This window comes from Vibrio cyclitrophicus (genome assembly GCF_024347435.1).
Classification (GTDB): Bacteria; Pseudomonadota; Gammaproteobacteria; order Enterobacterales; family Vibrionaceae; genus Vibrio; species Vibrio cyclitrophicus.
Window position 1 is genome coordinate 2,298,141 of record NZ_AP025480.1, and the last position, 19,684, is coordinate 2,317,824.

Genomic DNA, 19,684 nt, shown 5'->3' on the forward strand with positions numbered 1-19,684 from the left:
GAAGGGATTGACGGCAATCGGGGGCAGCATTAAAATATTGAACGATGTTCATTTATAGAAAGTACTCATGGCAAGAAGAAACGATCATACTCGCGAACAATTAGTGCAATTAACTTTAAAGACAGTGACCGACTTCTTAGCTGAGCACTCCTACCACGAGTTAAGTCTACGTAAAATTGCCAATATGATTGGCTACGTTCCTAGTACCCTTGTTAATGTATTTGGTAACTACAACCTATTGCTCTTGCATGTTGTTGCGCAAACCCTAGACGAACTCGCTGCCGAATCCGCATCTGTCGTAGAACAATCGAGCAATCCTCAACAAGCATTGTTTAACCTTGCTTACTGTTATCACGACTACGCACAAAAGCACCCTCACCGCTGGCAGCTTATCTTCGAACACAACATGAATGGCGAAAACCTTCCTGAGTGGCAATCGAACCGAATCGATCGAATGACTGGCATGTTAGAACAATTACTTATAGCGATCGCACCAGAGCACACAGAAAGCGAAGTGGTTAAAGCGAGCCGTGTATTATGGTCAGGTGTGCATGGAATTACGCTACTTAGCGTTGATGACAAGTTTTTCGCGTCAGAGCCTATTGATGGTAAAGAGTTGATTAATAACCTAATCTCAAATTACTTGACCAACTGGTAATCATCCAAGGAAAGACAATGAACAACAGCAGCCACTCTTCGCTGTTAACGCAAAAAAGGTTCCTACCCTATTTTATCACCCAGTTTCTAGGAGCCTTTAATGACAACATATTCAAAAATGTGCTGTTGTTGTTTGTTGCTTTTGCGAGCATAGACACTCTTCCTATTTCCAGTAATTTATTCATTAACTTAGCTGCTGGCCTTTTTATTCTGCCCTTCTTCTTATTTTCTGCTTTAGCTGGCGTACTGGCTGATAAATACGAAAAATCTTGGTTTATCCGTAAAGTTAAGCTCCTTGAAGTACTAATAATGTCATTGGGTGCGGTCGGATTTATCTACGAAAGCTACGTTATACTGCTTTTGCTTCTGTTTCTAATGGGAACGCAAAGTGCTTTCTTTGGCCCGGTGAAATATGCCCTGCTTCCTCAACAGTTAGAGACAAAAGAACTAGTAACCGGCAATGCGTTAGTCGAAACAGGCACATTCTTAGCGATCCTGATTGGCACTCTAGGCGCGGGGGTTATCGCGTCAGAAGAGAGCTCAAAGCTTATTGCCGCTGTGTGTATTGTTTTGTTTGCTGTTCTTGGGTACGTATCAAGCTGCTTTATTCCTGAAGCGCCAAGCAATGCTCCAGATCTAAAAGTGAAATGGCAGCCAGTGAAACTAACTCGCACCACACTGGCTATTGCTAAAAAAGATCGCCCTACTTTCCAAGCATTAATGTCTATTAGTTGGTTTTGGTTCCTTGGTGCAGCTTATCTAACTCAGTTCCCCAATTTCACCAAGCTGCATTTAAATGGCACAGAAAGCTCCGTTGCGTTTTTACTGGCGCTGTTTTCGGTAGGTATTGCGATAGGGTCTTTGGCTTGCGATAAACTATCTAATCATCGAATTGAAATCGGTATCGTGCCAATAGGCAGCCTTGGTATCTCAATATTTGGCTTGTTGATGGCAATATCGATTCCCGAATCACTGCCTGATTTTAGCTCTTTCCACCAATTCGTGACGTATTCTGAGCTGTGGCCACTATTTTTTCACCTCTTATTATTAGGCATATCGGGTGGTATCTTCATCGTTCCGCTTTATTCCTTAATGCAGTTGCGTGCCAAACCAAACGAGCGTGCACAGGTGATCGCAGGGCTCAACATCTACAACTCACTATTCATGGTGGGAAGCGCCGTTCTCGGTATCATCTGCCTAACTGTTCTTGAACTTTCGATTCCGCAACTGTTTGTATTACTCGCACTGTTTAACACGTTAGTTGTGTTTTACCTTTTCTATCAAGTACCTATCTATGCGTTCCGTTTTTTCACATGGGTAGTCACTCACACCATGTACCGTGTAAAGCATAAGAACCTACATCACCTACCAGAGAAAGGTGGAGCACTCATCGTATGTAACCATGTGAGCTATATGGATGCATTATTATTGAGTGCCGTTTGTCCTCGCCTTATCCGTTTTGTAATGGAAGAAGACTATGCAAAGCTTCCACCATTGCGACGCTTCTTGAGACGAGCTGGAGTTATTCCTATCTCATCAACAAATCGTAGTTCGATGCGTAATGCCTTCAAAGATGTTGAAGATGTACTGCGTGAAGGGCATATCGTCTGTATTTTCCCAGAAGGAAAGCTTACTTCAGACGGAGAAGTCGCCGAATTCATGCGTGGTATGGAACTCATCATCAGACGCTCTCCAGTCCCTGTCATTCCAATGGCACTTAAAGGATTGTGGGGCAGCTACTTCAGCCGTTTCAAAGGAAGAGCGTGCAAAGGCTTACCAACCCGTTTTTGGACGAAGCTAGAGATAGAAGCTGGCGAACCTATTCTACCGAAAGATGCAAATTGCGAGACACTCCGCCAGGCTGTTGCAGATCTTCGAGGCTCAAACCGCTAAGTTAAGTAAACTAAGCAGCGATTAGTTGAATGATTAAATAGTTAATATCGCTAAATAACGAGTTCTCTAGACAACATTTATGAAGCCGCATTCAACCAAGTAACATCCAGCCGCATCTATATCGATGGAAGAGTATATCCATGAACAAGCGTTAAGTTTTACTTAACGTTTGTTCAATTCATTTAGACTTACTTACCATTGAGTTAAGCGTATAGTCTTCCAATACGCTGCCATAACCATAAATGACAACCTAAATATAATGAATTTAAAAAAGTCTGTTCCATTTTATATTGCTGCTCTATTTTGCTTAACCCCTTGGGTAAGCTCACCGACTGCGCTTGTTATTGGCTTCCTATTGGCGAGTCTAGGCTTGGTACCTGAGCACTTAGAAGTCGGCAAGTTAACGAAGAAGCTATTGGCCTACTCGATTGTTGGTTTAGGTTTTGGCATCCAGTTTGAAAAGGCACTGGCGGTAACAGGTGATGGCATTGGCTTGATTGTCACAACGATCATTGGCACGTTGGTCATTGGATGGTTCTTAGCAAAACGTATGGGATTGGATCGCACCACGGGCTACCTTATCTCTTCTGGTACCGCTATTTGTGGTGGTAGCGCTATCGCAGCGGTCGCTCCTGCAATCAAAGCAGACGATGAGCAAATTGGCTTGGCATTAGCCACTGTGTTCGTATTGAACTCAGTCGCTCTGTTCTTATTCCCTATGATTGGCCATGCTCTTGAGCTAAGCCAGCAAACTTTCGGTACATGGGCGGCAATCGCAATTCATGATACTTCTTCGGTTGTCGGTGCAGCATCGGCGTATGGCGAAGAGGCACTCACGACAGCAACAACACTCAAGCTAGCTCGTGCACTTTGGATCATCCCAATCGCGCTGATCAGTGCAATGATTTTTAAGAACGATCAAAAGAAAATTACAGTCCCTTATTTCATTTTCTTCTATTGTGCCGCTATCGCCGTTAGCGACTTATTGCCGCAATTTGAGATGGTCTACCAGGGAATTTTTGATATATCTAAACGTGCACTCGTAGTGTGCCTGTTCTTGATCGGTTGTGGTATCTCAGTTGAGAAGCTCAAAGCAGCAGGACCAAAACCGTTAATGTTTGGTATTACGATGTGGGTAATGATTTCTACTGGGTCATTAGCGTGGTTAACACTCGTCTAATGCGAAGGGAAACGCTATCTATTGGTTAGCTTGCAACAAGCTAACGAGAAAAATAAAAAGGCAAAGCTCCAATGGGCTTTGCCTTTATCGTTTATTTCCTAAGTATCTATGGTTGCTTAAACATCTTTTGTTAATTAGGCACCTGTTGTTAATTAAGCATCCATTGTTGCTTAAGGATCTAATGTTACTTAAGTATCTGTGCTCGAAGCAGTCACTAATCAAACAGGGGCTTATCACTCTTTTTGCTCTCTTTTTTCATCAAAACAAGCACTACAACCAATACAAATGCGGTAAGCTCAGCTAATGATCGAGTCAATCCCGACGATGTTACTGCTTGGCCTATCTGCAGTAAGACCACAACAATGAGGGCGATTTTCATAATAAGACCTTATTCTATAATCCGTTCTTTATAGGGCTTATTATGATGGATGGTTATAAAGATAATAAATTCTGTTTTGAACTATCTAATTGCTAAATTAACTAAACTAGTCCGATTGACCCTCTAACCACTTAATAAAAGTTCTGACCTTAGGCCGTTTTTCAGTGCCTAACGGACAGATTAAATCATATCCTTTGTCTGTATCCATACTCGGATAAGGCGTGATCAGTTCACCCGTCTCTATATATTGCTTAACAAAGTGATAGCGTCCCATCGCAACACCAATATTGTACAGTGCACTCTTTACACCCATATCTCGATGACTCACGCAATAAAACTGATCATACAGATCAACATCCAAACCGTTGTGCTTAATCCATCGTTGCCAAACATCGGACCCCAATGCATGTATAAAATTAATCCTATGTAACGACTCTACTCCATCATCAAAGATATTGTGTTCAGCAGCATAACTCGGTGTACATACCGGTATGTACTTTTCACCAAACAAGCATTGTCGGTGCATATCTTTGAGGTCTTCAGCACCATAATAAATAGCAACATCTAAGTGGTTTTGATGAAAATCCTGCTCCTCTTGCGAGAAAATGTTGAGATTAAACTTAGGGTATCTCTGTTTAAAATCAGCCAGTCTTGGCAATAACCAACTGTTAGCAAATGCAGGGCTCGTACCAATATTGATCTGTCCGTACAAGTCTGTGTTAGTAATGTCTTCAATCTCACCAAAAATAGAACTTAACGACTTCGACAAGGTTCGTTTAAAACGCTGACCTTCTTCAGTTAACGCAAGCTTACGAGTTCCTCGCACAAACAAATTAAAACCGAGTTCTCCTTCTAATACTTTAATCCGATGGCTTACTGCACCTTGCGTGAGATGTAATTTTTTCGCCGCCAGTGTGAAGCTCATGTTCTCGGCAGCGACATTAAAAGTATGAAGGTTTCTCAGTAAAGATTGATGGTTAGCCATACGAACTCATGCATTAAAAATTTTAATTCATACTACTACCTGTTTCGTTTGTTTGCATCAAGAAATAAGTTTCTAATACCCACAGTTGCTTAAAATCCTGCTTCGATCAACATTTGGTTCCACGCTTTGACGATCAGGAACATTAAAAAAATTAATTACAAACTTAGGGGTACATATGAATATACTCGGGTATATGCAAAAAGTAGGTAAGGCATTAATGGTTCCAGTCGCCACACTGCCAGCTGCAGCAATCCTTATGGGGATCGGCTATTGGGTGGATCCTGTGGGATGGGGTTCAGAAAGTATTTTAGCCGCATTCTTGATCAAATCTGGCGGTGCTATCATCGACAACATGGCGGTTTTATTCGCGGTAGGTGTCGCATTTGGCTTAAGTCGAGATAAAAATGGCTCTGCCGCATTATCTGGTTTTGTGATGTTCCTTGTCGTCACCACACTTCTTGCTCCGGGCTCTGTTGCTCAATTAATGAATGTTGAACTCAGTGAAGTGCCTGCGGCATTTGGCAAAATCAGCAACCAATTCGTGGGCATCGTTGTTGGTATCATTTCTGCTGAAATCTATAATCGTTATTCAACCGTAGAACTTCCTCAAGCATTAGCCTTCTTCAGCGGTAAACGTTTGGTTCCTATCCTGACTTCAATCGCAGGTATGGCTCTCTCTTTTGCTCTGTTATACATCTGGCCAGCTGTGTACGACTCTTTAATCGTTTTGGGTATTAAACTCGAAGGTATGGGGGCTGTGGGAGCTGGTCTATTTGGCTTCTTTAACCGTCTGTTCCTATCAGTTGGTATGCACCACGCTCTTTATCCTGTGTTCTGGTTCGACGTTGTAGGCATTAATGATATTCCAACCTTCTTAGGCGGCGCACAATCTATCGCTAACGGTACGGGCATTCCGGGTAAAACAGGCATGTACCAAGCGGGCTTCTTCCCAATCATGATGTTTGGCTTACCCGCTGCGGCATTAGCGATGTACCACTGCTCCGATGCGGAAAACAAGAACCAAGTATTTGCAATCATGCTTGCTGCGGCCATGGCTTCATTCTTCACCGGTATCACAGAGCCGCTAGAGTTCAGTTTCATGTTCCTAGCACCAGTATTGTTCCTATTGCACGCAGTATTGACAGGTCTATCGCTTTACATTTCAGCAAGTATGGAATGGATGGCAGGGTTCGGCTTCTCTGCTGGTTTCGTTGACCTAGTACTATCAAGCCAAAACCCACTAGCAACTAACTGGTACATGCTCTTAGTTCAAGGTGTTGTATTCTTCGCGCTTTACTACTGCATTTTCCGCTTCGCTATCATTAAATTCAACCTGCGAACCCCGGGACGTGGTGAAGAGATGGAAGCAGAAAAAGAGCTAGAAACTCCAGAAGCACTGGCTAACCTAACCAATGGCTACATTGAAGCCGTCGGCGGTGCAGACAACATTCTAGAAGTAGATAACTGTATTACTCGCCTACGCTTAACTGTAAAAGACTCAGGGGCAGCTGATAGTGACAAACTGAAGAAACTAGGTGCGGCAGGTGTGGTACCTGTTGGTAAAGGTGGCCTACAAGTTATCATTGGCCTAGGTAAGGTCGATAAGGTCGCTGAACAAATGAAGAAGGCTCTTGCTTAAGTTAAGCAACCAGATGGAAAGATAAAAAACCTTAATGACCAGATGAAATACTAAGAATTTGTGACGGCTTCACCACCGTCACAACCCCCTGAAGCGCAATTACGACTAGTCACCGTGTATTGCGCTTCATTTTATTGTTCTCAGTTCTATTTAGAACGTATCTGCTGTAACCACTGTGCCAACACTGTGCGCGAAACCTTAATACCTTGCTGTTCTTGCTCTGGCATATGGTAGTACTCGACAGGAAATTTGAACCGTTCAAGACGGCCATTTAATTGCTCGGCAAACCATTCTTTGGGTGGTAAATCCGTACAATCTAGAATAGCGACAGGTCGAAATCCGAATTCATCGTCTTCAATTGGAACGATAAACGCCTGATTGATTGCAGATAATTGATTAAGTGCTCGCTCAATTTCTTCACAGTGAATATTCTCACCTCCAGAAATAAATTGATTATCTGCACGGCCAATAATCGACACTTGTTCGCCAACCCACTCACCAAGATCTTTACTGTCGAACCAACCTTGGTCATCCACCAGTGGCGTTAAGTCACCTTGATAGTAATAACCAGAAGCAAGTGTATTACCGCCAATATAGATACGTTGATCTTCAATCTTCAATTGGCGTTGGTCGAGAACAAAGCCTGCCGTTTTGGTGCCATCGATGGGTTTCGCGGTCACTGTCGAAGCCGCTTCTGTCATGCCATATCCAAGCCAAATTTCGATACCCATTTGTTGAGCTTCAAGCCCTAGCGCTTCTGGGATATGGCTCCCACCTAACAACACATGAGTTAAATTAAGTGCTTGTTTACTCTTCAGTAATCGATGTAGCTGAGTAGCCACTAATGAGGCATGACTGCAACCTTCGATGTCTGTCTCAAGCTTACCTGACCCTATTTTGATGCAGCCACCAGCCGCCAACCAACGATGGACAATCGCTAATCCCGATACGTGGTACATCGGCAAGCTAAGTAGCCATGTATCAGCTTGTTCAAAGTGGAAAACGTCGAGTAAGCCCTGAGCTGAACATAAGTGTTGCTGCAACGTGTGCGCCACCGCCTTCGGGTTTCCGGTAGAGCCAGAAGTGAATACGATGCTCGCTAAAGATTGAGGACCAAAGTGTACGTTTTCCGGTGTTTTTGGTTTGTCATCATCATCGACCTTAACTTCGTTCAAGCAAGGCAACGTTACCAATATAGTCTTGAGTTCAACAGCATCAAAATGATCTAGCCCACAGCTATCTAATAACCACAGGTATCGCCTATCTGATTGGCCATAAAGGGATTCAAGCTTCTGCGTTAAACGAGCTTTCGGCTGAGGCATGGTAAACGCACAAACCACACCTAAATTTAAGGCCGCAAGATACACTGGAATCACTTCAGCTTGGTTCTTACCGGCAATCGTCAGTACATCACCTTTAGATAGGCCTTGTTGAGACAACTGTTGTTGGTACTCACTCACTAACGTTGATACTTGCAGCCAAGTGCAATTTCGGTCAGGAGTCACTAACGCTGTTTGATGTGGGTTCTGTTGCGCCCACTGTACCCAGAACGGGTGATGAATAGATTGTGGGCGCATCATAGAATAACCGAAAAATAAATGAAGAACCGACCGAGCTAATTAAATCGCCATTCAACTAGCTCGTAAAACGTACCGCACAATAGCTTTGTCTAAGAAGACCAAATCAATTGCTGCTGCTCAAGAGTTGAAACTGGAAGCTCACAACCTGGCCAAGAGACTTCGAGTTGTTGTTGATACAAACCAATAGTATCAAGCCCCGGCACTTCATTTGGTAAGTATTGTTGCGCTAATCGTGCAATCTGAGTTAAGCCAAGGCTCGACTCTATGCTTGAGCTGAATACAGGCTTAATGCCAAGCTGCTGTGCACGCTCAATGATTGCTACACAACGCTCTACAGAACCAATAAGAGTTGGCTTGATCACTACAGCTTTAACACCAGTTAGGTCACTTAGATCAAACTCTGGGCTTCTTACCGCTTCTTGTAATGTTTCATCCCACGCAATTGCCACACCATGGTCGATAGCAAATGCCAAGCTGTCTTCAGGTTTCAGGCAAGGCTCTTCAATAAAGCTAATGCGTTGACGCAACGACGGCGAAATGTACTTAATAAATTGCTTCGCTTTTTCTGGCTTCCACGCACGGTTAGCATCTAGCCTCAAACTTAAGTCAGGAATTGATTCAAGGAATAAGCTCACCAGCATGCCATCACGAATGGCTTCATAAAGGCCCACTTTTACCTTGGCAACCTTCTCGCCTTTCATCCCATTGAGAACAGGAATCAGCTCATCCGGATCTCCTGTGCACAAAGGCGCAGCTTGATAATTACCTTCAGCGTTGAGATCACCGCGTAACTCCATCATCGCCATTGAAAGGCCAAACGCGACAGAAGGATATAGCTCTTCAAACGACGTTTGAGGATTATTGTGGCTCCAAAGCTCTAATTCGTGTTGAAGCTGGATGCCAGCTTGTTCGACATCTTCTTGGCTAAAGCCCGGTAACGGAGCAACTTCGCCAAAACCCGATTTACCATCGCACTCAAGTTGGATGATATAACCCATTCTTTCGCTCAACTTATTATCACGAAGTATCACACCGCTATCCATAGGCAATTGATAACGATAGAGTTTAGCTTGACGCTGAGAATTCACTGAGTTCATTAGATTTCCTAAAAAACGAGAGCATTAAACAAAACGAGCCGCTATTAGCGACTCATTCTGAAGAGGAAAAGACTATGGATTACGCGGGAATTTGTCGAAATCAGGTCGACGTTTCTCGTTGAATGCGTTTCGGCCTTCTTGACCTTCCTCTGTCATGTAAAACATCATTGTTGCGTTACCAGCTAGCTCTTGAAGCCCAGCTTGGCCATCACAGTCCGCATTGAGTGCCGCTTTTAGACAACGCAGCGCCATTGGGCTGTGTTGAAGTACTTCACGACACCAACGAACGGTTTCTTTTTCTAGATCAGCAACAGGTACAACTGTGTTTACTAGGCCCATGTCCAATGCTTCTTGAGCATCGTAGAAACGACACAAAAACCAAATTTCACGCGCTTTCTTCTGGCCAACGATACGAGCCATGTAAGAAGCACCCCAGCCGCCGTCGAATGAACCCACTTTAGGACCCGTCTGACCGAACTGCGCGTTTTCAGCTGCAATAGTCAGGTCTGCCATCATGTGAAGAACGTGACCGCCACCTACTGCCCAGCCGGATACCGCTGCGATAACCGGTTTTGGACAAGTACGAATTTGGCGTTGAAAATCCAATACGTTCAAGTGGTGAGTACCTGAATCATCTTGATAGCCGCCGTAATCACCACGGATACTTTGGTCACCACCAGAACAGAACGCTTTCTCACCAAGACCTGTCAAAATGATTACGCCAACCTTCTCGTCGTAACGAGCGTCAGCCAGTGCATTGATCATCTCTTTTACGGTTTGTGGACGGAACGCATTGTGCACTTGAGGACGCGCAATCGTGATTTTCGCAATACCGTCGTCAGATTTGTGGTACTGAATATCTTCAAATTGACTGCTTTCATCGCGCCAGTTAACGGCTGCGTAAAGTTCTTCTTCTGTGATGCCTACTGTTTTAGCCATGGTGATTCCCATTGTTCTATTAGAGACCACGACTATCGAATAGTCGTGACGGTGTTGCTTTGCTTTTGATAGTGCTTTATACGAGATAATTGCTCAGTCAAATTAGCGACGACTGGCGATGCATTCAATAATCAGGTTCGAAAACAGCTCTGGTTGTTCAAAATGAACATTATGACCCGCGTAATCAACCTGACTATATTCAAAGCCACTATTATCAGCTAGCTCCATGAATTTACGATCTTTTTCACCACACACATAATGCAATTGATGCTCATGAGATTTTAATGTGGCACGTAAATCTGGTTGCTTAGCTAATGAAGTCGATAACAACATATTTGCTACGGATACTCCAAGGTTACCACTACGCTTTATGACCAAAGTTTGTCTTTGCTCATGATTTAGTGAAGAAAAGACGCTTTGTTGATACCAATCGTCTAAAACATCTTCAATCGACTGCTGTGCAAAGCGAACCGCCCATTGCGTATCATGTACTAACCTTTGCGCTCTTTCTTCATCACACTCCAAACCAAAATTGCCACCTTCGATGATAACTTTTTCTAGGTTAAGTGTTTCAAAGCAAGGGCTTGTCACCCCATACATAGCGAGCCTACCTCCCATCGAGTAACCAATAACCACGATAGGATAGTCTGCAGGAAGATCGTTAAGAGCAAGCTGAGAAGTAATGCATTGAACGATTTTCTTGCAGCAATGGTCAAAGCCTACCGGGTCGATAAAGCGACTTTGTCCGTGCCCGGGCAAATCTATGCAAAGACGAGGAAAGTCCTCTAGGAATGGATGACATGCGCTCCAATCATCCCCGCTTCCGAGTAAACCATGTAAAAAAACAAGCAAAGGTTTATCAGAAGATACTTTTGAAGCTGGGTAATAATTGGAGTAAAGCATGTAAAGTCCTTAGGCTAGTGCCTCGGTGAGCATTGAACTGAATTGTTTCAGTAAAGTAGACGCTTGTTCGGGAGGCGTCTTAACTTCCACGATCAAGGTACCTTGACCTTGTTCGAAATGTTGTTCGATGATTGTTTGATACCCATTCAAGGTTTCAGGCGCAGCATAACCGAGCTGGAATTGCGCAGCGGCATGTTCAAAACCGAAACCATGAGGCATTTGATATAGAGATTGTTTTTGTTGCTCAGGAACGGGCAACAAGTCAAAGATCGCGCCACCGTTATTATTGGTCACAACAATAACCATCGGCGTTACATTGTGAGTAAGCAGAGCCAGTGAGTTGAGGTCATACAACAAAGAAGTATCACCAATCAACATCAATAAGGGATTCTGGTTGGCTTTCACTACACCCGCAGCTGTAGCCACCAAGCCATCAATGCCCGATGCACCACGATTACTGTAAACTTGATTCGCAGATATTGATGACAGCATATCCACCAGCCTTACCATCAAGCTGTTTCCCACAAATAACTCTCTGTCTTTAAGTCTAGTCGACAAATCAACGGCAACGCTCAGCTCGGTCAGTTGGTCGTTGTTAGATATCTGTGCCAGCGCCAATTGTTGAACGGTATTCGCGATTTCTACCAAAGGTGCCGCCCAACCTGCATGTTGACCTAACAAGGTAGGTAAATGCTGCTCGGACACCCACGATTCTATATCTGCACCAATGTGAGTTTGAGGCAGATGATCTTGATTGATACGGTGTGTATCTGGTGACACAACAATGTATTGAGATGCATCGAACAATACAGCTTGCCACTTAAGCCATTGGTTGAGCCGCTTGGATACAATGCGCTCACCGAACTGAAGGATGAAATCACATTGGTTAAGTTGTTCTTTCGCTACGTCAATCTGCATCCACAGATCATAATGCTTCCAATCACTTGTGATACCTGATTGAGGGTCGCAGAATACCGGCCATCCCAAAGTAGAAGCGAACTGCTGTACTTTCTTCGCCGCTTTTTTGTCAATAGAGCCAATAATCACGACACCTTTGCGTGTCACATAATCGCCAGGCGCGACTGGGTGAACATTAAAATGATTTGGCAGACAAGTATTAGAATAAGGGCTTGTTGAAGTGTTCCACCCCACTACACTCTTTGTGTAGTCAGCATATATCTCAGCACTGTTGGCTGAATAAAGTGGCTCTGGAAACGGGCAGTTGATGTGAATGGCTCCGCCGACACTGCGTTGTTTAGCGAGTGCTTTATCAACGGATGTCAGAAGCCAATTCAAAGAAATTCGTGTCGTTGGGCTTGGGAGATTTAAGGCCGTTTCAACATGGGAAGAAAAAATCCCCTGTTGTTGAATAGCTTGGTTGGCACCACAATCGACTAAATCAATTGGCCGATCAGAAGTTAGCAAAATAAGCTTCTCTCGTGTCAGCCCAGATTCAGCCGTCGCTGGCAGCAAGTTTGCAACAGCAGTACCAGAAGTAACAATCACTGCAACTGGCTTATCGCTGGCTTTTGCTAAGCCCAGCGCAAGAAAACCAAGACCACGTTCATCAAAATGCGTGTGTAAGGTTAACTTAGGATTAGCTTCAGCTTCGAGAGTTAACGGTGTTGAGCGAGAGCCCGGCGCAACACAAACATGTTCAACACCGTTGCGTGCTAGCTCTTCAAGTAGCGTGTTACACCAAACTCTATTTAATACGGCTTGGTCGTGATTCATGACGCCACACCTAAGGGTGGGTGGTCTGAAATCAAACTCAGGAGAGTCGACATCTTCTTGTTCAACTCTTGCCACTCATGTTCGGCAACCGATCCTGGCACGATCCCCGCGCCCGCAAACAGTTGTACTTGATCGTTTACAACCAAAGCACTTCGAATCGCGACACAAAATTCTGCTCGTCGATGGCTGATGTAACCAACTGAACCCGCATACCAACCCCTCGCAAATGGTTCATGTTCAAGAATGAAGTCCATCGCCTCTTTACGCGGTAAACCAGCAACCGCCGCAGTCGGCTGCAATGCAGCAAGCAACTGCACACCGTTGATACCATTATTAAGTTGAGCGTGAATATTACGCTTCAAATGCTGCACCTTACGCAGACGCACAAGACGGGCATCTTTTTCAACATGCACCGTTTGGGAATGAGGCGTCAAACGCTCAATGATATCGTCGACTACATATTGGTTTTCATTGAGGTTTTTGCTGTCTTGAGAAAGCCAATTGGCTAGCTCCATATCCTCGGTTGCGTTCTCCCCACGACCAATAGTTCCAGCAAGTGCTTCGGTATCAAGCTCCGTACCATGTCGGCTATATAAACGCTCTGGCGTCGAACCGATAAAGCTGTGTTTCGAATCCAATACCAACATAAAGTGAAAGCTGTGATGATTCTGCAGATAACTGGCTTTAAGTAATTGCGCAGCACAAATCGGCGCATCAAGCTGCAACGTGGTTTTACGAGCCAAAACGACTTTCTTGTACTCTTCATCGCTGATGCCCTTCAGGACTTTATCGACCAAGCTGTCCCACTGTTCTCTTTCTGGAACATGTTGAATCTGTTCGATATGCGCAGATAAAGGAGCCAATATCGCCGCTTCAACCGAAAGCTTGTTCAATGCATTAATAGCAGCGACACGATCAGGAGACAAATTAACGGCTAACGACCATGTATCGTCAAAACGGATCAATTCAACCTGAGGAAGGAAGAAAAACGATTCCATACAACGACGGTTCTTTGCGGTATGTCCATCAAACGAACGTCCGCCCCAAATTCGTTGGTCTTCGCCAAGAATAGCGTATGCCGGAGCGGGATCGGAAAAAGTATGCAGTTGACCGAGTGCGACGACCTCTTCACGAGTGTCACGCGACTGCCAGTAGAACTTAGGAAAGAGCGGTTGAGCATGAAGCCATTCAATGAATGCAAACGATGGTTTTTGCGTTAGAACTTCAACACAACGAACTTCGCTTGCTTGGGCATTTTGTACTCGCTCAATCAAAGCGGAGATAGTTTGCTGGAAATGTGACAAATCGACCTCGTTCACATCTAAATTATTATTATATTAGTTTGATACTTTATGGGCAGCACCCACTTAGATCAAGAATGTATAAAATCTTTTGAACATTCCTGTGATTCTAAGCGATTCAGCGTATTTATTCATCTTAGCGAACAACCACAAAAGCGATTAATTAAAATTTAGATAATAGCGACAAAAAAAAGACCAAACGTGACACTGAAATGCGACATTCATCAGATTTTTATTCTATCAAACCCCATTTTGCGGTACTTTAATAAAGTATTTAAATTAATTTCAGGAAATCGGCAATGCAAAATATCGGGATGTCGTCAAAACTCAACAGCGTATGCTACGAAATCAGGGGGCCTGTACTCAAACATGCTAAGCGCATGGAAGAAGAAGGGCATAAAATACTGAAGCTTAATATTGGTAACCCCGCCCCATTTGGTTTTGACGCCCCTGATGAAATCCTTGTTGACGTTATCCGCAACCTGCCGACATCTCAGGGTTACTGCGACTCAAAAGGCATCTATTCAGCCCGCAAAGCGGTTGTTCAGCATTATCAAAAAAAAGGTCTGCGTAACCTCGATGTAGAGGACGTTTACATTGGTAACGGCGCGTCAGAGCTTATCGTTATGTCTATGCAGGCGCTACTTGATAATGGTGATGAAATCTTAGTTCCCGCTCCGGATTACCCACTATGGACAGCATCTGTTGCGCTTTCTGGTGGTACACCGGTTCATTACCTATGTGATGAAGATGCCGATTGGTATCCAGACCTAGATGATATGCGTGCGAAGATCTCACCAAAAACTCGCGGTATCGTTCTTATCAACCCGAACAACCCAACGGGCGCGGTATACAGTCGTGATTTCTTATTACAAGTTGTTGAGATTGCTCGTGAACACGGTTTGATTATTTTTGCCGACGAAATCTACGACAAAGTACTTTACGACGGTGCTGTACACACATCAGTGGCTACACTTGCTGAAGATGTATTAATGGTCACTTTCAACGGCCTATCTAAAGCTTATCGCGTATGTGGTTTCCGTGGTGGTTGGATGTTCTTAACCGGTCCAAAACACATCGCGAAAGGCTACGTTGAAGGGCTTGAGATGCTCGCCTCTATGCGTTTGTGTGCCAACGTACCAATGCAGCATGCAATACAAACCGCATTAGGTGGCTATCAAAGCATCAACGAACTGATTCTTCCGGGTGGTCGATTGCTTGAACAGCGTGATCGTGCATGGGAACTGATCAACAAAATCCCTGGCGTTTCTTGTGTGAAACCAAAAGGCGCGATGTACCTGTTCCCTAAGATCGACACCAACATGTACAACATCAAAGACGATCAGAAATTCGTGCTCGATTTCCTTAAGCAAGAGAAGGTGCTATTAGTTCAAGGTACTGGCTTCAACTGGCCGAAACCGGATCACTTCCGCATCGTGACTCTACCGCACATCGAAGATCTAGAAATCGCGATTGGTCGTCTAGAGCGCTTCTTGCAGACTTACAGCCAAGATGACATCACTAGTGATTAATGAACCCAAAGAAAAATGACTACAATTTACTGTTTTAAAAGACTTTAATTTGTATTCATTCGCTTCTATGCTTAAGAGGCTCCTGTTTAGGAGCCTTTTTTGTACCCGCTGTCTCGCACTATTTGTGAGAAAACTATTGCGAGTGGAGCACAGTTTAGAAAGGACGATTATGAAACAAAGCCATTTCTTTGCCCATCTAGCACGCATGAAGCTTATCCAACGTTGGCCTCTCATGCGTTCAATCTCAAGCGAAAACATTTCAGAGCATAGCCTACAGGTTGCGTTCGTCGCGCACGCCTTGGCATTGATCAAAAACAAAAAGTTTGATGGTCAACTCAACGCAGAGCACATTGCACTGCTTGGCATGTACCACGATACCAGTGAAGTGCTAACGGGTGATTTGCCCACGCCGGTTAAGTACTACAACCCGGACATCGCCCAAGAGTACAAAAAGATAGAAGCAGCAGCAGAGCAAAGACTGCTTTCGATGTTGCCAGAAGAATTCCAAGATGACTTCGCCCCGTTTTTGATATCTGGAACGGCAAGCAAAGAAGAACAAAGCATCGTCAAGCAAGCAGACACCATCTGTGCTTATCTAAAATGCCTTGAAGAACTCAGCGCGGGCAACCACGAATACGAGCAAGCTAAACGTAGATTGGAAGAGACTCTCGAACAACGTAAAAGCCCAGAAATGGATTACTTTCTCACCACCTTTGCACCGAGTTTTGAATTATCACTGGACGAAATCAGCTAGCTAGGTATAACTTGAGTGTAATTAGCTAAACAAATCAAATTGATAGGTGCTATTTTGACTTCTCTACTCGAACCACCATTTGAACTCGAACAAGAATGGCAACATCGAAACGACGATGAACATAAAATAAGACGTGATGACCATCGTAGTCCGTATCAACGCGATCGTGCGCGGGTGCTTCACTCTGCGGCTTTCCGTCGCCTACAAGCCAAAACTCAGGTACACGGTACCACCGTCAACGACTTCCACCGCACTCGCCTTACTCACTCTCTTGAGGCCGCTCAGCTTGGGACAGGTATCGTCGCTCAACTGAAGAAAAAGCAGCCAGAGTTTCGAGTTCTATTACCCTCGGACAGTTTGATTGACTCACTGTGTTTGGCGCACGATATTGGCCACCCACCTTATGGGCATGGCGGTGAAGTCGCACTCAACTACATGATGCGCGACCACGGTGGTTTTGAGGGTAATGCCCAAACGTTTCGCATTGTCACTCAGTTAGAACCTTATACCGAACATCACGGTATGAACCTATCTCGACGCACTTTGCTGGGGTTGATCAAATACCCTTCACTGCTTAGCGAAGTTCAAGCCAAGACTCAATCTCAACCTGTTAAACACCAACGACAGCTCCGAGCGCGAGATTGGATGCCAGCAAAAGGTATTTATGACCACGATGAAGAGTTATTCAACTGGGTACTTGAGCCACTTTCGAGTAACGACCGACAGCTTATAAAGCAAAAAAGAAAGTCGCACACCGAGCCACTTGAGCACAACAAGACTAAATATAAGTCGCTCGACTGTTCCATCATGGAGTTAGCTGACGACATCGCATATGGCGTACACGATTTGGAAGATGCGATTGTGCTAGGTTCAGTGACTAAAGCTCAATGGGTCGATTCTGCATACCCTCAGCTCAGAGAAATGGCTGACCCTTGGATTTGTAAGCACTTAGATTCAATTACAGAGATGCTATTCTCGGGCGAACAGTATCGTAGAAAAGATGCGATTGGTGGGATAGTCAACGCACTGTTGACCAGTATTTCGATTAAACGCGTTGATGAAAGCTTTGAGAACGTACTTTTGGCTTACAATGCAGTGCTTGAACCAAGCATGGACGGCACGCTCGATAAGCTGAAACACTTTGTCAGCGAGTTCGTTATTCAAGTGCCTCAGGTTCAGGTCATCGAATACAAGGGCCAGCAGATCATCATGGATATGTTTGAAGCATTCAGTGCTGACCCTGAACGTTTGTTACCACTGCCAATCAAGAAGCAATGGCTACAACATCAAGACGATTCAAGAAAGATGCGCGTGATTGCCGATTACATTTCGTCAATGACTGATGATCTTGCGCAGAAAATGCATCAGCAATTATTTTCAGCTCATACAGAGTTTTAAGTGCTCAATCACTTAAATATCGGGGGAACAGCTTAATCTAAATAGTTTTTCTCGAAGACACCTGGTGGCATTTGATTGATTTGAAACTGAATCATTTGGTCAAATGCCGTTAACAGAGGGCTAAAGTCTCGGTCATTTTCTAACAAGCGCAACAGATGATAACCCGCTTCTACTGTGGATAGACTGTTTTCACTGGGTGCTTTGCGAATTCGATAGTTACCCTTGAGGTCTTTCGGCAAGTGAACCGTTTTTAACGCATGCAAGTTACTCGATACCTGCCACATTTTGAACGCCTTCTTCCACGTCCCATCCAATAAAATTACACGTAGCTTTTTATTTGAATAAGTTACCGACTTAACAGGAACAGAATGTTCACTCGGGTATAAAATCACGTGCTGATAATGTTCATCGGCCAGCAATATGTTCAGTTGCTCGTTGTTAGAAAAGTCTTCACCGACAAACGTCACACTGTTATTTAGAGATAACGAGAGGATACGCGCAGTTCCCATCGGACGATGCTCTTCTGATGGGTGTTGAAGAATGATAAGCTCAACATTTGATTCGAGTGGTGTAACCCACTGACAAATACAAGCTTTCAAAGCCTTGCTGCATTGGGGGCAATAACGAGACATGGATTTAATGTGTACCCTGTATTAATTTTCACTTCACTTTTATGCGTCTTATTCCAATTTGAGCCAATACAAGCTTGGGTCGTTTGGGATAGCAATGCGATTGCCGAGGGGCAATGGTGGCGAATCCTAACAGGAAACTTTTCACATACCAACTACTCGCACCTTCTGATGAACCTAGCAGGCTTATGGATCATCAGCTATCTGTTTCAACCGAGTAAAAAACCGCTTGCTCTTGCTATGCTTGTGATTAGTTTAGTGACTGGGATCGCTTTGTTGTTTTCGAGTATTCAGATCTATGTTGGCCTATCTGGCACTTTGCATGGGTTATTTGGCTTATTCGCTCTCAATGAAGCGCTGAGCGGCAGGAGGTCCAGCTGGCTCCTAGTGTTGGGATTAATAACTAAGATCGCTTGGGAGCAGCTTATTGGCCCTTCGAGCACGACTGGCGAACTGATTAATGCTCGAGTAGCCATTGAAGCCCACCTAGCAGGTGCTATCGCTGGAGGCTTCATGGTTATGGCGTTATGGCTACCGAATAAAAAGTAACCCTCAATAACCCGCCAAATTAAAGTTGAATTCGCTCACGATTCTTTTCAACCGTTGCCTCGCCAATACCTTTCACATTGACCAAGTCACTGGGTTTTGTAAATGCACCATGCTTATCCCGATAATCGACAATCTCTTGGGCTTTTTTGTCACCCACACCAACAAGTAATGCTGATAATTCCTCAGCCGTAGCTTTATTGATGTTTACGGTGATTTCAATGCCGTCGTACAACTCTGCCTTAGTCGGACTATCAGCAAACACTCCAGCACTCAGAGTAATTAGAAATGAAAGAAGTAATGTTGAATATATTGTTCGCATAAACCGTTCCTTTGTTCAAAAAAGGTAACTTATGCATTTACCGCGGCAGATAACACAATCACCAGATAAAAATAAAGCGGGTCACCTAAGTGACCCGCTTTGTTATACATCTTGTTTTCATCAGATTGTTTGTTAGCTCACAAATCTGATTTATCGGATAAACCTAACTTGCAAAGCAAAAGCCTTGTTTTGACTGACAGTAGTAAGAGACCAAAG

The 19,684-nt window shown here is 44.2% G+C and carries 18 protein-coding genes; 8 read left to right on the top strand and 10 right to left on the bottom strand.

The window, feature by feature from the left end; genetic code table 11:
• Nucleotides 1-67: 67 nt before the first annotated feature.
• The 3 genes from OCW38_RS10120 to OCW38_RS10130 all read left to right on the top strand — a co-directional run bounded on the left by OCW38_RS10120 (nucleotide 68) and on the right by OCW38_RS10130 (nucleotide 3,730).
• On the top strand, nucleotides 68-658 hold the full coding sequence (locus tag OCW38_RS10120; protein WP_010439565.1) for a TetR/AcrR family transcriptional regulator: 591 nt from the start codon (nucleotides 68-70) through the stop codon (nucleotides 656-658).
• Nucleotides 659-675: 17 nt separating this feature from the next.
• Nucleotides 676-2,550 carry an MFS transporter gene (locus tag OCW38_RS10125; protein ID WP_016784691.1) on the top strand — a complete coding sequence of 625 codons (1,875 nt, stop codon included), beginning with the start codon at nucleotides 676-678 and terminating at the stop codon, nucleotides 2,548-2,550.
• Between the two features lie 259 nt (nucleotides 2,551-2,809).
• Nucleotides 2,810-3,730: a YeiH family protein gene (locus OCW38_RS10130; protein WP_010439560.1), complete on the top strand. Its 921-nt coding sequence runs from the start codon at nucleotides 2,810-2,812 to the stop codon at nucleotides 3,728-3,730.
• 214 nt (nucleotides 3,731-3,944) lie between these two features.
• Here the strand turns inward: OCW38_RS10130 and OCW38_RS10135 are convergent, their stop codons facing one another.
• Both OCW38_RS10135 and OCW38_RS10140 read right to left on the bottom strand, forming a co-directional pair.
• A complete protein-coding gene (locus OCW38_RS10135; protein ID WP_016784693.1) occupies nucleotides 3,945-4,109 on the bottom strand; it encodes a hypothetical protein in 165 nt (54 codons plus the stop codon).
• Nucleotides 4,110-4,215: 106 nt separating this feature from the next.
• Nucleotides 4,216-5,094 carry a LysR substrate-binding domain-containing protein gene (locus OCW38_RS10140; RefSeq protein ID WP_016784694.1) on the bottom strand — a complete coding sequence of 293 codons (879 nt, stop codon included), beginning with the start codon at nucleotides 5,092-5,094 and terminating at the stop codon, nucleotides 4,216-4,218.
• 193 nt (nucleotides 5,095-5,287) lie between these two features.
• On the opposite strand from OCW38_RS10140, the gene nagE reads away from it, so the two are divergent.
• Nucleotides 5,288-6,733 carry an N-acetylglucosamine-specific PTS transporter subunit IIBC gene (gene nagE, locus OCW38_RS10145; protein ID WP_016784695.1) on the top strand — a complete coding sequence of 482 codons (1,446 nt, stop codon included), beginning with the start codon at nucleotides 5,288-5,290 and terminating at the stop codon, nucleotides 6,731-6,733.
• A 146-nt stretch (nucleotides 6,734-6,879) separates the two neighbouring features.
• Here nagE and menE read toward each other — a convergent pair whose 3' ends face one another.
• The 6 genes from menE to OCW38_RS10175 all read right to left on the bottom strand — a co-directional run bounded on the left by menE (nucleotide 6,880) and on the right by OCW38_RS10175 (nucleotide 14,290).
• A complete protein-coding gene (gene menE, locus OCW38_RS10150; RefSeq protein ID WP_016784696.1) occupies nucleotides 6,880-8,313 on the bottom strand; it encodes an o-succinylbenzoate--CoA ligase in 1,434 nt (477 codons plus the stop codon).
• Nucleotides 8,314-8,402: 89 nt separating this feature from the next.
• Nucleotides 8,403-9,410, bottom strand: a complete 1,008-nt coding sequence (gene menC / locus OCW38_RS10155) for an o-succinylbenzoate synthase (RefSeq protein WP_016784697.1) — start codon at nucleotides 9,408-9,410, stop codon at nucleotides 8,403-8,405.
• 72 nt (nucleotides 9,411-9,482) lie between these two features.
• On the bottom strand, nucleotides 9,483-10,349 hold the full coding sequence (menB, locus tag OCW38_RS10160) for a 1,4-dihydroxy-2-naphthoyl-CoA synthase (protein ID WP_010439547.1): 867 nt from the start codon (nucleotides 10,347-10,349) through the stop codon (nucleotides 9,483-9,485).
• A gap of 102 nt (nucleotides 10,350-10,451) precedes the next feature.
• Nucleotides 10,452-11,252, bottom strand: a complete 801-nt coding sequence (menH, locus tag OCW38_RS10165; RefSeq protein WP_010439545.1) for a 2-succinyl-6-hydroxy-2,4-cyclohexadiene-1-carboxylate synthase — start codon at nucleotides 11,250-11,252, stop codon at nucleotides 10,452-10,454.
• Nucleotides 11,253-11,261: 9 nt separating this feature from the next.
• A complete protein-coding gene (gene menD / locus OCW38_RS10170; protein WP_016767087.1) occupies nucleotides 11,262-12,986 on the bottom strand; it encodes a 2-succinyl-5-enolpyruvyl-6-hydroxy-3-cyclohexene-1-carboxylic-acid synthase in 1,725 nt (574 codons plus the stop codon).
• Nucleotides 12,983-14,290 (bottom strand): isochorismate synthase, encoded by a 1,308-nt coding sequence (locus OCW38_RS10175; RefSeq protein WP_016767086.1) that lies wholly within the window; start codon nucleotides 14,288-14,290, stop codon nucleotides 12,983-12,985. The genes menD and OCW38_RS10175 overlap by 4 nt, the downstream gene beginning before the upstream one ends.
• Before the next feature lie 296 nt (nucleotides 14,291-14,586).
• Between OCW38_RS10175 and OCW38_RS10180 the strand changes: the two genes are divergently transcribed.
• The 3 genes from OCW38_RS10180 to OCW38_RS10190 all read left to right on the top strand — a co-directional run bounded on the left by OCW38_RS10180 (nucleotide 14,587) and on the right by OCW38_RS10190 (nucleotide 17,971).
• Entirely contained in the window at nucleotides 14,587-15,819 is a 1,233-nt protein-coding gene (locus OCW38_RS10180; protein ID WP_016767085.1) for a pyridoxal phosphate-dependent aminotransferase, read from the top strand.
• A 169-nt stretch (nucleotides 15,820-15,988) separates the two neighbouring features.
• Nucleotides 15,989-16,573 (top strand): 5'-deoxynucleotidase, encoded by a 585-nt coding sequence (gene yfbR, locus OCW38_RS10185; RefSeq protein WP_010439536.1) that lies wholly within the window; start codon nucleotides 15,989-15,991, stop codon nucleotides 16,571-16,573.
• 54 nt (nucleotides 16,574-16,627) lie between these two features.
• Complete coding sequence (locus tag OCW38_RS10190) at nucleotides 16,628-17,971, top strand: anti-phage deoxyguanosine triphosphatase (RefSeq protein WP_010439534.1); 1,344 nt, start codon at nucleotides 16,628-16,630, stop codon at nucleotides 17,969-17,971.
• 32 nt (nucleotides 17,972-18,003) lie between these two features.
• Here OCW38_RS10190 and OCW38_RS10195 read toward each other — a convergent pair whose 3' ends face one another.
• Nucleotides 18,004-18,603, bottom strand: a complete 600-nt coding sequence (locus OCW38_RS10195; RefSeq protein WP_010439531.1) for a tRNA-uridine aminocarboxypropyltransferase — start codon at nucleotides 18,601-18,603, stop codon at nucleotides 18,004-18,006.
• A 9-nt stretch (nucleotides 18,604-18,612) separates the two neighbouring features.
• Between OCW38_RS10195 and rrtA the strand changes: the two genes are divergently transcribed.
• Nucleotides 18,613-19,149 (top strand): rhombosortase, encoded by a 537-nt coding sequence (rrtA, locus tag OCW38_RS10200; RefSeq protein WP_010439530.1) that lies wholly within the window; start codon nucleotides 18,613-18,615, stop codon nucleotides 19,147-19,149.
• Between the two features lie 19 nt (nucleotides 19,150-19,168).
• On the opposite strand, the gene OCW38_RS10205 is transcribed toward rrtA, so the two are convergent.
• Nucleotides 19,169-19,468 carry a ComEA family DNA-binding protein gene (locus tag OCW38_RS10205; RefSeq protein WP_010439527.1) on the bottom strand — a complete coding sequence of 100 codons (300 nt, stop codon included), beginning with the start codon at nucleotides 19,466-19,468 and terminating at the stop codon, nucleotides 19,169-19,171.
• Nucleotides 19,469-19,684: the final 216 nt, after the last annotated feature.

What these genes read in the sequence shown, in the direction of transcription:
- OCW38_RS10135 (WP_016784693.1), bottom strand. Translation starts at nt 4,109, where the DNA reads ATGAAAATCGCCCTCATTGTTGTGGTCTTACTGCAGATAGGCCAAGCA.
- menC (WP_016784697.1), bottom strand. Translation starts at nt 9,410, where the DNA reads ATGAACTCAGTGAATTCTCAGCGTCAAGCTAAACTCTATCGTTATCAA.
- OCW38_RS10130 (WP_010439560.1), top strand. Translation starts at nt 2,810, where the DNA reads ATGAATTTAAAAAAGTCTGTTCCATTTTATATTGCTGCTCTATTTTGC.
- OCW38_RS10120 (WP_010439565.1), top strand. Translation starts at nt 68, where the DNA reads ATGGCAAGAAGAAACGATCATACTCGCGAACAATTAGTGCAATTAACT.
- OCW38_RS10195 (WP_010439531.1), bottom strand. Translation starts at nt 18,603, where the DNA reads ATGTCTCGTTATTGCCCCCAATGCAGCAAGGCTTTGAAAGCTTGTATT.
- menH (WP_010439545.1), bottom strand. Translation starts at nt 11,252, where the DNA reads ATGCTTTACTCCAATTATTACCCAGCTTCAAAAGTATCTTCTGATAAA.
- menB (WP_010439547.1), bottom strand. Translation starts at nt 10,349, where the DNA reads ATGGCTAAAACAGTAGGCATCACAGAAGAAGAACTTTACGCAGCCGTT.
- OCW38_RS10125 (WP_016784691.1), top strand. Translation starts at nt 676, where the DNA reads ATGAACAACAGCAGCCACTCTTCGCTGTTAACGCAAAAAAGGTTCCTA.
- yfbR (WP_010439536.1), top strand. Translation starts at nt 15,989, where the DNA reads ATGAAACAAAGCCATTTCTTTGCCCATCTAGCACGCATGAAGCTTATC.
- nagE (WP_016784695.1), top strand. Translation starts at nt 5,288, where the DNA reads ATGCAAAAAGTAGGTAAGGCATTAATGGTTCCAGTCGCCACACTGCCA.
- OCW38_RS10140 (WP_016784694.1), bottom strand. Translation starts at nt 5,094, where the DNA reads ATGGCTAACCATCAATCTTTACTGAGAAACCTTCATACTTTTAATGTC.
- menE (WP_016784696.1), bottom strand. Translation starts at nt 8,313, where the DNA reads ATGATGCGCCCACAATCTATTCATCACCCGTTCTGGGTACAGTGGGCG.
- OCW38_RS10180 (WP_016767085.1), top strand. Translation starts at nt 14,587, where the DNA reads ATGCAAAATATCGGGATGTCGTCAAAACTCAACAGCGTATGCTACGAA.
- OCW38_RS10205 (WP_010439527.1), bottom strand. Translation starts at nt 19,468, where the DNA reads ATGCGAACAATATATTCAACATTACTTCTTTCATTTCTAATTACTCTG.
- menD (WP_016767087.1), bottom strand. Translation starts at nt 12,986, where the DNA reads ATGAATCACGACCAAGCCGTATTAAATAGAGTTTGGTGTAACACGCTA.